Below are 14064 nucleotides of genomic sequence, written 5' to 3'. Positions count from 1 at the left end.
CCGGACCGAGTTGCCTTCTGGCTTGACGAGGCCTGAAGATTGGCCCTGTCAATTCCAGCAGGAATAGTTGTCGGCAAGCGAACTGTGCAATGCTGCACCCGACAGGATTTGAACCTGTAACTTCTGCCTTCGGAGGGCGCAGATCCTCCGCCAAGGTGGCACGTTTCTGCGGTATTGCTATTGGCGAAATCGCGGCCGAAGGGTGTTGTGCCCCTTCCGTTCACCGCTACCGGTTCAATCGAACCGGTAGCTCCTGTCCGAATAAGTGGCAGCAACTCTTGTATCGTCGAGAATGACTACCATCGTCGTGATTATCATTCAGAAGCCTGGCACCAACGCGTCGATCATACTCGCCTCGCAGCACTTGAAATAGGCCGCGGCATCTTGGGGGGCTTAAGCTTTCGTCGGTCAAACGCCTGTCGAATGCATCTAGAGCGTTCATTCAGCAGCTTGGTGAGTCCGTTCGACCGGCGTGTACTCGTTTGTCGAAGGTTCAGGAATACAGTCGCAACGGCCTCACTATGTGATCTGGAAGGTCAACTGCTGATCCTCCCGCTCAACTCCTAATGAACCAGCGGATGCCGGGCGAATGGCGCTCCAGGCCGCTACTTGGGCGACGAATAGAGGCATTCACTCACGACCGCTGCGGGTTCTTCGACGACCCGCTGTCGTATGACTTACCTTGCGTAGACACAGCTTGTGAAAACGCGCGATAAGGTCGGCCTGCGCTAGATTCAAAGATGGCCGGGGCACCAGAAGATGGCACACCGAATGTGCAACGCAATGCTTGGCTTCGCGGCACTTGCCCTAGCCGCGTGCCAATCGGCTCCTGAAACGTCGCAACCGGCCACTCTCGAACCTGCGTTAGAACCTGGTGCCATTCCTCCCCAACCTGCCTTGGTTCCTTCCGGCTCAGCAATCATGCATCAAACCGTGGCGGTCACTCCCCCTGGCAAGGGCGTTCCAACAAAGTACGCTGCTTTTTCGGGTCTATGGGCCGGACGACTGGATGGGATGTATGACGCCAAACTTGCTGTTCAGACGATTTCTTCCGATGGGAAGGTGACGGTCACCTATGCGTGGGGAAATCTGGGCGACAACTATCCGGGGGAGGCCGCCGGCGCTGGAAGAATTGTGGGGACTACGTTGAAGCTTGAGCGCCTACCGAATGGCGCGGAGGTCAGTTTTGTTATGCTGTCCGACGGAGCCCTCGCCGGAACCGTTAGGCTTGCTGGCCAGACCTACACGGGCGCGTTCCTCAGGCAATGATCAAAGACGCATCTGAAGGGCTATGGAGAGGGCCAAACGACTGTTCCAATTTTGCAGCCTGTTGTTACCGGAGTGGGGGCCGTGCAGGTCGTGATCCCCAGATGAGCCACAACTCGATGCAAATGATCGTCGAACTTCTTGCCCGCCGCCTTGACGGCAAGCGCGGCCTGATCACCCTTCGCCTCCCGAATGACGGCCTCGATGCTCTGGCGGTTGATATGCGAGAAATAGCTGTCGCCGGTCGACTCGAACCATTTCGCCATTTTCACCTCAAGAGCCTATCCAAGCCGCTCTGCGTGCTCGAAAGCGCCTTTACGGTCATAGCAATGAAGCGCACAGCGTTGACGGAATGAGCCGCCGCAAAAGGGGCGGCGCCGATCCGCGGATGCGGATCCGCGTCGATCCTGCACGGAGCGCGGCGCTAGCAGCGCGGAGGAAGGACGGGGAGACCGAACTTCGCCATGCTGGCGCTAATGAAGCCGCGGCTGGGACCGCCTCACTTGGCGGAGGCGGTGCGGATCACGACCAGCCGGTCGGCCCCAGATTCTGGCAGCCAAACCTCTCCGCGGCGGCCATTGATCTGGCGGACATCAGCGTTTTCCGTGGACTTGGGGTACGTCGTAAACTTGTCTGTCTGCGGATCGAACGCGTGCACGGCATTCCCTCCGAAATCGGAGAGCCAGACAATGTCGCGCTCGTCCACATAGACCGCATAGGTGCGAGGAAGGTCGCCGGGCAAACGCCAAGCGTTCCAGCCGCCGTCATGGGGGTCGTAGACCGATACCTGTCCCGCGTTCCATTCCGAAATCCAAAGCCGTCCTCGGCTGTCCGACCACACGCGGCGCGCCCCCTGGTCCGGGGTCGGAGGCTCGATCACTCGAGCTTCACCGCTCTTGCGGTCGATGCTTGCCAGATAGCTGCCGGCGAGCGACACGAAGTAGACGTCTCCGTTGGGGGTCGCAGTAATCCCGTAGGGGCCGCGGCCCTCTGGAGCGTGGAAAATTTTCATGTCGCCCGTCGCAGGGTCGAGCCTTCCGTAGATTCCGCTCTGCCCGGTGAACCAGAGGAGGCCGTCGCCGTCGAACGCGGCAGTATTGAGATTGGCGTAGCCGACGTCCTGCGGAAGCGCCCACACCTTGATTTCCTCGGTTGTCGAGTCGAAGCGCACGATCGCGTTGAGCCCGCCATCGGTTATCCACGCGTCACCGTCCGGACCCTGGATGACACCGTGAGGGCTGGATCCTTCGCCAAGCGGTACTTGGCGAACCTTGCCGGTCTCGGGATCGAGAATACCCAGTGCCCCCTGTTGCTGGGCCGTGTACCAGATGTCTCCGTCGGGCGCGGGCGCGACGTCATGGGGATGCGCGCCCTGCGGGAGACTGTAGACCTGACGTTCCTGCGCGTCGGCCGGGAAGGCGGCAAGGCTGGCGGCGAGTGCGATAAAGCGGAAGAGGCGGCGCATGAGAACTCTCCATGCTGCGGCATGTGCCACTACTCTAGGCGCAAAGTTCGTCGCAGCAATGACGGATCGGGAAAATCACGGCGCCCTGCACTGCGTTTCACCGCCCCGCGGATCGGCCAATCCAGCCCGCTGTTGGGGCAGCCTTGGGGTTCGACTGACGCGCTTATGGAACCCAATCCGGCTTGACAAGGATGGGTATTCAACAGGCGCAATGCGCCAAAAGCTCTGGCGCGAAGGGCAAGCATCTTGCCGATATGGCCATAGCCGAGGATGCCAATGCTGAATCAATTTCTGCGGCGTCAGGTGGGAGAAATAGTCTCGGCAGACGTCATCGATCGGGATGATGGCCTGACCACCATACTGAGCCATCAAAAGCAGTGCCGTGTTCATGCCGGGTTACCACCTAAGTCTGGAACCTAGCAAGCCGCCCGACGGGTTCAACCTTCCGTCACGGCCGTGCAGGGGAGGGCGTGCAAAACGGTAGGCGCGACCTAAGAAACGGTCGGGCTCGAGTCAGTAGAACGCTACCGCCTTTCCCCACATCCGCGCTACCTACTTCGTTGCGGCGGGTGAGGACCCAACTGGACTCCATTTGGGCGTATCCCGCAAAAAAAGCGCCTCTGAGGCGATGATCGAAAACGCACTCTTGTTTTTGATGGGCTCAGCAGGAACAAAACCCAATAGTATTAGAATTTGCGGATGGTATTATCTAAGTATCGATAAGAGGTAATTATCGATAGTGAGGGTTGTCCCAAGGAAGACCCGGTGTGAATGAAGCAAAGTGCAAGATAGCTTCAGCAAGTCGAATCGGCTAAAGCGATATCAATGGCTTACGACGTCACCAGTTTGCATCAAGAGAGGCTGGAGACGGGCCGCAAGCGGGTGCGCCGATTTTTGCCTAAGAATTTCAATTGGCAGCGCCAGAGCGAAGGCCGGAACGACGCCCGATGACTCTTTTTGACCTTGACCGTACCAATGCAATCCCGTGGCGCGACCTCGCGGGACCGCTCGTCACCGCAGAGGATTCTTTGGCGCGCCTCGATGAGCGGCTGGCCAGAAGTCCGGTGCGCGAAGGTTTTGTCGCGCGCACGCATTTCTACGACGCCGCCGCCGCGCTGTGGCTCGAGGGCGAGCTTGTCCATGTCGAGGATCTGGTCCTACACGACACCCACATGGACATCCGCACGCCGACCCACGAGCTCACCCGTGCCCATGCGGTGCTGCGGGCACGGCGGCTGATTGTTGCGAACAGGCCGGACTGGGCGCTGAGCCCGAACGGCCTAAGCCAATTGCGCGGGCGTGGCGCTAGCGCCCAGAACGCTTTGCCACCGGAGCGTCATGCGACGGCAGCGGAGGGCGCCGGTGATGAAGAGGCGGGCGAGTCGGCCAACGACGATCTGAACGATGGCCTCGGCGCCGAATTTGCTGCCATCGATGCGCTGCTCGATCGCACGCGCAACGTGCTCGACGGGCTCGCCGCCGCGCCGGTTTCGCGACCGCAACAGGTCCCGACGGACGAAAAAAATCCGCTCGTCTACGATCCCGACTGGGACGAGGAGGAACGGCTGTCGGACTGGCGGGCTATGTTGAACCGGACCACTGGCCAGCCGCCCGTGCTGAGCGCCGCCCTGCTATGGGATGCGTGGGAAACAAAAGAACCGCTGCAGCATCTGCCCTGGCTCGGACACCTGCTCGTCGGCGCCATGCTCAGGCAGGTCCGAAAAACGAGCGCACACCTCGTCTGTCTCAACACCGGGCTGCGCGCCATTCCGCGCGAAAGGCGGCGCGCCCGCGACAGGACGGCGCGGCTGATCGGGTTTCTGGAGGGCGTCACTGAAGCGGCCGTCGCCGGGCTGAAGGAACACGACCGGCTGGTGCTCGCCCGGGAGCAGATGGCTCGGCGCCTGCGCGGCCGGCGGGGGCATTCGAAGCTGCCGCAACTGGTCGAGCTGGTGCTCGCCCGGCCGCTCGTCTCCACGGCGATGATCGAAAAGGAGCTGAAGTTAAGTACACGCGGCGCGCTTAATCTCGTCGCCGAACTCGGCCTGCGCGAGATCACGGGCAGGGGACGTTACCGGGCGTGGGGGATCCTCTGACAGCTCGCGTGCGCGCGGAAAGTCGCCTGGCACGCCGGCGTGCGACCGCCACCACCGTGCGATTGCGAGTCGCTTCGTCTTGGCAGCGGGAACAGGCTTCCCACTTCATAGCTCGGACCCTGACTATCCAGTTTCCTCATCTTCTCTGGCGCGCCAAACCTTCGAACGCATTGATGTGAATCGCGACTACGAGCCGACTTCTTCAACGATATCCGCGCAATTCGCTCGTTTTACGATCGCCAGCTGTTTAGTTCTGCGGCTGTAAGTGCACGTACAGCTCTCAGCCAGTGTCGCTTTCGAGGTCAATCCGTTACGAACGTTGGGCGAGAAGGCACTTACAGGCGCCGTGGTCGGCGAGGTTGTCCGATTGCGCATTCGAGAGCGGCGGCATCCCATTCCGCGAGGTCGGCAGCGGCGCGATAGGTGCTCTCGAGAAAACCCATGAGGATCGCTTCCGGATCGGCTGCTCCGCGCACCGCGTCATAAGGCAGCAGGAATTCTCCAAGGCTCGCTTCGTAGTATGCGGCGTCGGGAAGGATCTTTGCCGCGGCGAAGCCAGCCGGTGCCGGATAGGCATAGGAATAGAAGGCGGGAAAGTCGACCGCTCCACCGCCCGGCCAAAAGCCAGCCGACGAAACCTCATGACTGTAGGCTTCGCGGGTGACCTCGTCGGGCAGGGCGGGAATGCCACCCGGGTGCAGGGGCGCTCGCCGCCCGGAAAAGCGCGTCACTGCGAGATCGAAGCTCCCCCAGAACAGGTGCACCGGGCTGACCTTGCCGAGATAAGCGGTGCGGAAGGTCTGGAGTACGGCTGTCACCGCTATGCTTGCCTTGAAAAAGCGCGCGACGGCATCGGCATCGTAGGGCCGCTCGGCCCGGTCCTCTGCGAACGGAATCGCGTTCGGGATTTCATTCGGCATGCCGTTCAGCTCCGCCGTCCCGCCGAGGCTGCGAACGAGGTCTAATGCGTGAGCATGGAAGGAAGCGACCGACATCGGCTCGAGCGGAAATCGGGCAGTGCGTCCGTCGGTGGCCGCTCCGACCACCTGATGGTCAACCAGGTCGAGGCTGAGCTCGATCCCGCCAGCTCCATCAGGCACGAGCCCGGTCGTGAAGCCGCGAGCATTAGGATAGAGGGTCGCGTGCCACGAATGGTTCACCCAGGGCGTGCGCGCAAGCCGATATTTCCCTATGATCTGGGAACAAAGATGCAGCGCGGAGCAGGTACCGCGCCAAGGACCATACGGTATGTCCGGCCACCGATCATGGATGCGGTCGTTCATCGGGCTAACCTACCTTCGACAAAGTTGAACAACAATCCGCGAGTGCCCCTTCGCTCCGGTCACAATACCCGCCCCGTTGAGATAGAGTAGGTCCAAAGCATTGTCAGTTTCGCTTAGGATCGATCCGTTCATTTGGGTCCCGCTTCAACCACAAGGATGCCGAAATTTGAAAAAGGGCTCTGACCTCCTCGTTGCCGCCCTCGAGAATGAGGGAGTGGATCGGATCTTCGGTGTCCCCGGCGAGGAAAATCTCGACGTCCTGGAGTCGTTGCGCACCTCGCGGATCGAATTGATCACAACGCGGCATGAGCAGGCGGCCGGCTTCATGGCGGCCACGCATGGACGGCTGACCGGGCGGCCCGGCGTTTGCATTTCGACGCTTGGACCCGGCGCGCTCAATTTCTCGACCGCCGCGGCCTATGCCCATCTGGGCGCAATGCCGATGATCATGATCACCGGGCAGAAGCCAATACTTACAGCCAAGCAGGCCCGTTTTCAGATCGTCGACGTGATCGGATCAATGCGGCCGCTGACCAAGATGACGCGGCAAATTGTCAGCCCGCACAGCATTCCGACCGTGGTGCGCGATGCTTTCAGGGTTGCTGCGCAAGAGCGTCCAGGGCCAGTTCACCTGGAGCTCCCCGAGGATGTCGCGGCCGAGCAGATCCCGTTGGTTTCACTCATTCCGGTGCATCCGCTTGAACGTCCCATCGCTCATCCCGACGCGATTGATCGTGCGGCGCAGATGATACTGGCGGCCAAGCGTCCGCTGATCATGATCGGCGCGGCCGGAAATCGCCCCCGGCTGGTTGGTTCGCTGTCGGACTTCGTGCGGCGGATGCGCATCCCGTTCTTCAATACGCAGATGGGCAAGGGGGCGGTCGACGGCGGTTCAAACCTCTATGTCGGAACGGCAGCACTTTCCGAGCGCGATTATGTCCATGATGCGATCGAAATTTCGGACCTGATCATCGCCATCGGACACGACACGGTTGAAAAGCCGCCATTTCTGATGCGCGACGAGGGCGGCCCGAAAGTTATCCATATCGGGTTTACGTCCGCGACAGTCGAACAGGTGTTCCACCCCGACGCCGAAGTGGTTGGCGACATCGGCACGACCGCGGCCGTGCTCGCCGATCGGCTCGAGGGTCGGCTCAGCCCCGACACGAAGATCATCGAGCTTCGTCAGACGATTCTGTCGCGGATCAACGAGCGCAGCCTGGAGGATCGTTTCCCGATCAAGCCGCAGCGCATCGTACACGACGTCAGAACGGTCATGCCCGAGGACGGCATCGTTTGCCTGGACAACGGCATGTACAAGATCTGGTTCGCCCGCAACTACCGCACCCATCATGCGAACACGCTGCTGCTCGACAACGCGCTCGCGACCATGGGGGCGGGATTGCCGTCGGCGATCATGGCGTCGCTCCTCTATCCCGAGCGCCGCGTGATGGCGGTATGCGGTGACGGCGGCTTCATGATGAACTCCCAGGAACTCGAGACAGCCGTTCGCTTGAGGCTTAACCTTGTCGTGATGATCCTCAACGATTCCGCCTACGGCATGATCCGCTGGAAGCAGGCGGTCGACGGATTTCCGGACTTCGGGCTCACATTCGGCAATCCCGACTTCGTCCGCTACGCCGAGTCGTACGGGGCCAGCGGTTCCCGCGTCGGCGCAGCGGAGGAGCTGGTTCCAACGCTGGAGGAAGCCTTCAAGGGAGGCGGCGTCCATCTGGTGGACGTCCCGATCGACTATTCGGAGAATGCCCGCGTCCTCGTCGAAGAGCTGCGCAGGCATTTCGCGGCCAAGGAATCGCAATGAGGCGAACCTATGCTGCCAATCCTGCAAGTCAGCGGAGAAGCCCCTTGCAGGCGGTCCTGCCCCGGCCGCCTTCGCCTCGTAGGGAGAGGCTTCATGAATTGGTTGCAGCCGAAGCATCAATGCAATGTCGGGAAATGGCGCCCAGTGTGCCCTTTGCCAAGGTGCACTTCATCGGGCACCGCCAACCAGCAATTCTCAAACCGAATCCTTAGTAGCGCTTTCTGGTGAGACGCTACAATTCGCAGGCTCGCGTCGAGCGCTACGGCTGCGGAGGGCGGCATGGAGACGAACCATGTGTCCGGCGGGAACATGGCTGTTCATGACCCTACCACCGGGTTTGCGACAGAGCCGACGAAATGTCCCGGATCAGCAAGTCGCAGAGGGGTCAGCTCTCATTCGCAACATCCTGTCCCGCATATTCCACCTGTTCATCGAAGTCCGGCCGGCCCTCGGGCATCAGGTCCATCATGTTCCACAGCGGCTCGATCGTGCCCTGCTGGCGCGGATCCTGGCCAGGATCGGACTCGGCGTACATCATTTCGGACGACCAGAAATGGCGGATACCATCTGGCGTCTTCTGGAAGACATGGGTCATCGGGGCGAGTTGCCCGTCCTCAAACAGTGCGTTGAAATCCTGCTTGAACGTTGTGCCGACAGCCGAAAGCATGTCGAGGTTCCTCCAGCCGCGCTGGTTTGCAAAAGCCTGTGCGCGCTCCACGGGCGCTTGCGTGACCACCGCAAAATTGAAGCCGGCGGCACAGAAATGGTGCGCCGCGCCGTTCAACTGGTCGAGCAAACCCGTGCAGGAAGGGCATGGCGTTTCCTCACGAGGCAGGTCGGCAAAAAGGCCGGTCGAGGGCTGCGGCCGATCGTCCAGCGCGTGGCGTGGGAACATCATGTTGTAAATCAACAGCGATGTCGTGCCTGGTGCAAACAGGTCCGACAGCCTCACCTTCTGCGGCTTGCCGTCCGCGCCGATTCGCTCGAACTGATAATCCATCTCGACCAACGGCCCAGGCGGCTGAGCACGTCGCTCGGCGGCTACTGCCTCCATCTGCCGGCGCAGCGCGATTTCGGATTGCAAGAGCCTGTCGCGCGCGGCGCGATAGTCGGCGCTCTCGCCCTTGAAGGTGACACCCATGACTCGACCTCCCGTGCTCGCCTCCCGCATCGGCTGATCCACCATACTCGAAGATTATGATTAGGTACGATGCCGGCCGTTGAGCAGCCGCAGGCTCCTGCCAGACACTGACGCCGTATGGCAATCGACAGTCGCTGTCGAAAACCCCACGTCCCACAGTTCGTCCACAGTTGTCATATCGTTTGGAATCACTGCCCTCCTGTCTGCTTGCGGGCCAGTTCCGCTCCGAGAGATGCTCGTTAACGAGCTTTCCCAACGCGAAGGCCTCGTCGAGCGAAAGCAACACGGTGTCGGGGTGTTTAACCGTGTTGGAACATTGACCACTGTCTTCGAAGAAGCGCTCGCATTAATCACTGCGGACGATCTAAGGTTAGCAATAATTTAGATCGTCGGATGCGACGAGCGCTAGAGGGTACTATCCTCTCGAGGGGGCAGGGAGTGAGTCGAGAGAGCAAGCCGCAGTATTGGTCGGCGCTGATCAAGCAGCTCCGTCATGAGGCCGCATCGGCCACTGCCGATTTCAGCGCGAATGATGTGCCTGCCCTCTGTAACCGTCTTGGCCTCGGTGATGGCGATAGGGAAGAGTCCTTCAAGAGCAAATACAAATACGCCGAGCGCAACGCCGACGCCGTCAAGTGCTGGGTCAAATCGACTTGAGGTACTCGATCAGATCACTCTTTTCCTGATCGGTCAGATCAAGGCCCAGATGGTCGTCATAATGCTTGATGACTTCATTGAGGGTGGCGAACCGCCCGTCGTGGTAGAAACCGCCCTTGTGGATTTTTTCCGTGTTCCAAAGTGCACGCAACGATGCCGTCCTGTAACGCTCGTCCGGGGATCGCATTGCCTGGAAATCGTCGATCCCGATCTCATCGGCCGTATGCAGGTTCCATCCCGGCTCGGTGAATAGTGGCGGCACGTGGCAAGTGCCGCATTTGGCCTTGTCGTTGAAAAGTGCCTCGCCTTTCTCCGCCGCCGCACTGTCGAAGGCGCCCTCGGGCGGCTTCGGGGTCGGCAGCGAAAGCTGATAGAAGTGAAGCGCCGGCAGCTTCGCCGTGATCCGGTCTTCCTCGTCCTGCTTGTGGCCCTGTTTCGTTCTCGCTGCGACCGGATACTTCTCTGCATCGTCCAGGCGCGGATCGTAGAAAACGCCTTTGCCGTGCATTTCGAGATTGCCGACATAGGCGTTCCAGTAGCTCACCGTGCCCCAGGCTCCGGTCCATGTATGGTTGTTCACGCCGGCCAATCCGAAGGCGGGTGGATTGAGCGTGGCGGCCGTCTTGCCGTCCGGCCGGAATGCCTTGCCGTCGAGGTTCAGTTCAGCATCGAATTTGCCAGGGCCCCATGCTTCCACCGCCTTCTTCACCTCCGCTTCGGATATCTGCAGCATTTCGGTGAACGCCGTGAGGTCAGGCGCCAATGCAACGACAGCGCCTATATTGAGGTCGCGGTTCGGCCAGCCGTCCAGCCTATGCCCGATGCCTGGCGCATATGCGTCGTCAACGGTCGAATGGCACACGGCACATTGTATGCCGACCGAAGTCAGCGTCTTTCCGTCCTCGGCGAAGAACCCGGTCACCCCGACAACGGCATTGGCTTTGAGCAGGAGAAGCGTGCTTGCAGGATCGGTAAGGTCGACCTCACCTTTGTCGAGAGCTGCAGCCACATCCTTCGGAATTGCATTGACATCGACCTTGAGGCCAAGTTCGAGAGCCATTTCCGGACTGAGGCCAGGTCCGACCCCGCCCAGTTTCTCCCCGGCGATCGCCTCATGGAGCTTGAGCTTGCCGCCCCAAAACTCCTCGCTACCAAAGGTATCGAAACGGAAAGTCTCGCGACCTTCCTTGAGATATCGCTTGGCCTGCTCGGCCGCGGCGGCGTCAAAATCCTTTCCGCTGACCGATCCTTTTGCGCCCGTCTGGGCAGCGGCCGGAATCAAAGCCGCGGAGACCAGAATGACCAAGGAGACACCAATACGATTGAACCGTGCTGACACTGCCTTGTCCTCCCGAATATTGTTTTCCAGTTGGTCTACCCGTTCGGCGACGTCCCGATTGCGTGGCTACCGAATCTGGCTGACAATATTGGATGACCGAACCGTCAAAACGTTCCCGCGTCCGGCGCGAAAACCGATCGATCGATAGAGCATGGACCTTCTGCCGGCATGGGAGAGAGAGGCGCAGAAAGACCTTCCGTCACGCAGTCAGGCTGGAAAACGAAGGCGATCTATAACGGTGTCGATTAGTCGCTCGCAGCGTCGGCCCTTGAAGGGGAAGGCATTGAGCAGCACGGGGCCAATCTGCTCGTCTAGCTCTTGGCGAAGGAGACGGCGAGCGCGATGGAGCCGCGTCCGCACTGTCTCGGGACGCACGCCGAGCAGTTCCGCTGTCTCGTCATTAGAGAGTCCTTCGATTGCTCGGGCAATAAGAACAACGCGGTAGGCGGGGGGCAGCCTATCGGTTGCCTGTTCGACCAAGCTCAGGATTTGTCGTTGCGCCACCGTTCGCTCTGCGTCCCCGGAATGCTTGTCGAGAGCAAACTGTATGACTTCGGCATTGGCCCGTGCCGCGGATTTTGCAAAAGCTGTCGCGCGCCGACTCCTTCGCAAGCGTCCTAATGCCTCGTTGACGACGATCCTGCAGAGCCATGTCGACAATGCCGATTCTCCTCGAAACTCGGCAAAGTGGGCGAAGGCGTTGACATAGGCTTCCTGAACGATGTCCTCGGCTTCGCTGTCGTCGTCGGCCAATCCACGCGCGATACGGTAGAGGCGCTGGTTGTGCATCTGCATGATGGTTCGTAATGCGTCCGCGTCGCGCGCCAACGCGCGGCGGACCAGTTCCACATCTTTGGAATTGCGCCCGTCATCGCCCCTGTCGATGCGTGGGTCGGACATGACAACTTATCTAATGACCAATTCGGTGCCGTCACAGCAAAAAAAAAGGTCCTAGTCGACTCGTTCATCAGTGGAAGGCAACAGGCAATCAAACACAGCGGCGAGAAGCAAGCCGACGGCGCCTATCATGCCGACAGTGCTATGACGCTTCATTACCCGCCTCCAAGCACAGCATCCATCAAATGCCGGCTTTCCGTCTAAGAGCAGTCATACGCGCTTCTAGGAAATGAAGGTCGCCTTCGGGTCACGAGCGCTGGTTGGGCCCAATGTCCGGTTTCTGGAAGGAAAATGGGTCCCGGAAGGTCAGGATTGGGTCAGGTCACGACTATGCCCGAGCCGACCTGAATGTCCGCTCCTGAATGTCCGCTCCTGAAGAACCGCAGCCTGAAGCTGCTAGTCCGCTGTCGGCCCAAATAGGTCGTTCATTGTCTTGGCGCTGAGCGTCGGCAATTGGGCGCATTGTGCTGTTTCGGCGTAGAAGCCTTGCATTTGACGGGATGCAGTGGTGGCACGCTTGCGGAGTCCCAGGGTGTCTCCACGCGGCGATCCTTCCTGGTGAGCCGATGCTATCGTGCAAGTTTCGCAGCGCTGCGGGTGGCTATGTCGGCTAAGACAACATGAAGAAGCGTTCCAACTTCCTGTTCGGCGACCTCGGGTGCGATTCCTGATTCGGACAGTTGAACGAGAATTGTCTTGGCGGTGCTGCGCCAGAAGGCATTCGCGTCCTCCCCGTTCTTGGATTCCAGGACCCGGGCGATCCTTCGACCAATTTCCGCCGCCGATGCAGCGGAAACGCGCTTATGTTTGAATCACCCATCGGTCACCTCATCCCTTCAGTCTCGCGAATAGCATTGGCGGGTTAAAAAATTTGGTTAACAGCGCTGCAGTGGTCGGGCTCGGTGGATTGTGCCGCATAAAGCCACTGGTCGCGGCGGCATGGGCGAGTTCGAGTTCCTGTTCAAGGACCCATTGGCGATGATGAGCCGCGAAGGATCGCGCAGGGAGTGATTTGGGCAGGCAGGATCTTGGACTTGATCAGAACCAGGCAAGCCGCCATATTCCGATCCGGCTGCCAATTTCAGGTGGCCCATTCCATGACGAGGCCGATCCGGCCGAATCGACGCTCATTTATTTGATTTGCTGGGAGCGCCAGGTCGGGAGGAAATCTCCCGATTGTAGCGGGCATCCTGTTCTTTTTGGAGGTGTCTATGAAGGATTCGCGCATTCCCGAGACAGTCTTAACGGCTATGTCAGAGGGGACCCACATCATCCGCGCTTATCGTGAGCACCTTGGATATTCGATCGAGGACCTGGCGGTGGCGTGCGGGCTAGCCGCTGAGGAAATTCAAAACATCGAGTCGGGTCTGAGGTACAATAAGGGCTATCGGGATCGGATCGCGAGATCGCTGTCCCTACCTGTGGGAATTCTTGAGGCGGAGTCGGACATATTGGACGCTGCGTGATCAATGGGTAATCCGCAAGTGAGTCGAATATCCGTTTCCTTGTGAGTGTAGTCTGCGACTGATAGTCGAAGCATTGAACCATGCGCTTCCGACCAGATGGATGGAATGTTGGAGGGTGCTGCCGACATGCTTGATTCCCTCTCTGAGATGGTTGGCCGAGAATAGGCCCAAAGGACTGCGGGCTTTTGACCGGCCCCTAAAGTCACCTTTGCCTATCCTGCCGGCCTGTCGTCCGGCCTTTTTCTTTTTTGTCCCATCGTTCGGTGGCCTGCGGCACATGGGTTATGGTTGCGCATTCGCACAGTCCCGCTCGACAAGCATTATGACCAGTCAGGATCATAAAATGGCAAATCCTCCACGCCGACCCACAAATCCGATGGCAGCCGCCGAAGCCGCCTTCAAGCCGATCAAGAAGCCGGCGGTGCCGGTTCGCGAAACGGCGGCTGCTCCAAATGTCAGAGAGCTTGTCTCGATTAGGATCGATAGGGCCGTGCTGGACCATTTCCAGGAAGATGGGCCGGGCTGGCAGGATCGGATCAACGACACCTTGCGGCGCGCTATCTCCAAAAAACCGACCAATGCGGATGACAAACGATCAAACGACTACTGATCGGCATGGCGCCGATAGCGGC

12 protein-coding genes and 1 pseudogene are annotated in these 14064 nt (G+C 59.9%); 6 read left to right on the top strand and 7 right to left on the bottom strand.

All coding sequences use genetic code 11. The features are described 5' to 3' along the window. The first annotated feature begins 1014 nt into the window (after positions 1–1014). Together NKI95_RS29880 and NKI95_RS29875 are read left to right on the top strand one after the other, a co-directional pair. Positions 1015–1269, top strand: coding sequence for a hypothetical protein (locus NKI95_RS29880; protein ID WP_352624653.1), 255 nt, complete (start codon positions 1015–1017; stop codon positions 1267–1269). A 116-nt stretch (positions 1270–1385) separates the two neighbouring features. Next, the gene (locus NKI95_RS29875) at positions 1386–1622 is read left to right on the top strand and encodes a hypothetical protein (RefSeq protein ID WP_352721331.1); all 237 of its coding nucleotides are present in this window, start codon (positions 1386–1388) and stop codon (positions 1620–1622) included. 143 nt (positions 1623–1765) lie between these two features. Here the strand turns inward: NKI95_RS29875 and NKI95_RS29870 are convergent, their stop codons facing one another. Continuing rightward, positions 1766–2731, bottom strand: coding sequence for a Vgb family protein (locus tag NKI95_RS29870; RefSeq protein ID WP_352721329.1), 966 nt, complete (start codon positions 2729–2731; stop codon positions 1766–1768). 279 nt (positions 2732–3010) lie between these two features. Beyond that, positions 3011–3121: pseudogene (locus NKI95_RS29865) on the bottom strand (pyocin activator PrtN family protein); the annotation flags it as partial. A gap of 557 nt (positions 3122–3678) precedes the next feature. On the opposite strand from NKI95_RS29865, the gene NKI95_RS29860 reads away from it, so the two are divergent. Further along, complete coding sequence (locus NKI95_RS29860; RefSeq protein ID WP_352721327.1) at positions 3679–4827, top strand: RHE_PE00001 family protein; 1149 nt, start codon at positions 3679–3681, stop codon at positions 4825–4827. Positions 4828–5162: 335 nt separating this feature from the next. On the opposite strand, the gene NKI95_RS29855 is transcribed toward NKI95_RS29860, so the two are convergent. Beyond that, the gene (locus NKI95_RS29855; protein ID WP_352721325.1) at positions 5163–6110 is read right to left on the bottom strand and encodes a DUF5996 family protein; all 948 of its coding nucleotides are present in this window, start codon (positions 6108–6110) and stop codon (positions 5163–5165) included. A 166-nt stretch (positions 6111–6276) separates the two neighbouring features. Here NKI95_RS29855 and NKI95_RS29850 point away from each other — a divergent pair, with 166 nt between their 5' ends. Beyond that, entirely contained in the window at positions 6277–7932 is a 1656-nt protein-coding gene (locus NKI95_RS29850) for an acetolactate synthase large subunit (protein WP_352721324.1), read from the top strand. 385 nt (positions 7933–8317) lie between these two features. On the opposite strand, the gene NKI95_RS29845 is transcribed toward NKI95_RS29850, so the two are convergent. The 4 genes from NKI95_RS29845 to NKI95_RS29830 all read right to left on the bottom strand — a co-directional run bounded on the left by NKI95_RS29845 (position 8318) and on the right by NKI95_RS29830 (position 12715). Continuing rightward, positions 8318–9073 (bottom strand): DUF899 family protein, encoded by a 756-nt coding sequence (locus NKI95_RS29845; protein WP_352721323.1) that lies wholly within the window; start codon positions 9071–9073, stop codon positions 8318–8320. Positions 9074–9716: 643 nt separating this feature from the next. Then, complete coding sequence (locus NKI95_RS29840; RefSeq protein WP_352721321.1) at positions 9717–11069, bottom strand: hypothetical protein; 1353 nt, start codon at positions 11067–11069, stop codon at positions 9717–9719. A 207-nt stretch (positions 11070–11276) separates the two neighbouring features. Beyond that, positions 11277–11969 carry an RNA polymerase sigma factor gene (locus tag NKI95_RS29835; RefSeq protein WP_352721319.1) on the bottom strand — a complete coding sequence of 231 codons (693 nt, stop codon included), beginning with the start codon at positions 11967–11969 and terminating at the stop codon, positions 11277–11279. A 566-nt stretch (positions 11970–12535) separates the two neighbouring features. Beyond that, complete coding sequence (locus NKI95_RS29830) at positions 12536–12715, bottom strand: DUF6074 family protein (protein WP_352721341.1); 180 nt, start codon at positions 12713–12715, stop codon at positions 12536–12538. Between the two features lie 462 nt (positions 12716–13177). Between NKI95_RS29830 and NKI95_RS29825 the strand changes: the two genes are divergently transcribed. Both NKI95_RS29825 and NKI95_RS29820 read left to right on the top strand, forming a co-directional pair. After that, complete coding sequence (locus NKI95_RS29825) at positions 13178–13432, top strand: helix-turn-helix domain-containing protein (RefSeq protein WP_352721317.1); 255 nt, start codon at positions 13178–13180, stop codon at positions 13430–13432. Between the two features lie 343 nt (positions 13433–13775). Beyond that, positions 13776–14042: a BrnA antitoxin family protein gene (locus NKI95_RS29820; protein ID WP_352721340.1), complete on the top strand. Its 267-nt coding sequence runs from the start codon at positions 13776–13778 to the stop codon at positions 14040–14042. Positions 14043–14064: the final 22 nt, after the last annotated feature.

It is taken from the genome of Mesorhizobium sp. M0306, from assembly GCF_040321655.1.
Lineage (GTDB): Bacteria > Pseudomonadota > Alphaproteobacteria > Rhizobiales > Rhizobiaceae > Mesorhizobium.
The sequence above is the reverse complement of the archived record's forward strand: the minus strand, read 5'-3'. Positions and strand labels throughout refer to the sequence as shown.

Bases quoted from the DNA above. Each gene is read 5' to 3' on its own strand.
- NKI95_RS29880 (WP_352624653.1), top strand. From the start codon at position 1,015: ATGTATGACGCCAAACTTGCTGTTCAGACGATTTCTTCCGATGGGAAG.
- NKI95_RS29875 (WP_352721331.1), top strand. From the start codon at position 1,386: ATGCAAATGATCGTCGAACTTCTTGCCCGCCGCCTTGACGGCAAGCGC.
- NKI95_RS29870 (WP_352721329.1), bottom strand. From the start codon at position 2,731: ATGCGCCGCCTCTTCCGCTTTATCGCACTCGCCGCCAGCCTTGCCGCC.
- NKI95_RS29825 (WP_352721317.1), top strand. From the start codon at position 13,178: ATGAAGGATTCGCGCATTCCCGAGACAGTCTTAACGGCTATGTCAGAG.
- NKI95_RS29835 (WP_352721319.1), bottom strand. From the start codon at position 11,969: ATGTCCGACCCACGCATCGACAGGGGCGATGACGGGCGCAATTCCAAA.
- NKI95_RS29845 (WP_352721323.1), bottom strand. From the start codon at position 9,073: ATGGGTGTCACCTTCAAGGGCGAGAGCGCCGACTATCGCGCCGCGCGC.
- NKI95_RS29855 (WP_352721325.1), bottom strand. From the start codon at position 6,110: ATGAACGACCGCATCCATGATCGGTGGCCGGACATACCGTATGGTCCT.
- NKI95_RS29860 (WP_352721327.1), top strand. From the start codon at position 3,679: ATGACTCTTTTTGACCTTGACCGTACCAATGCAATCCCGTGGCGCGAC.
- NKI95_RS29820 (WP_352721340.1), top strand. From the start codon at position 13,776: ATGGCAAATCCTCCACGCCGACCCACAAATCCGATGGCAGCCGCCGAA.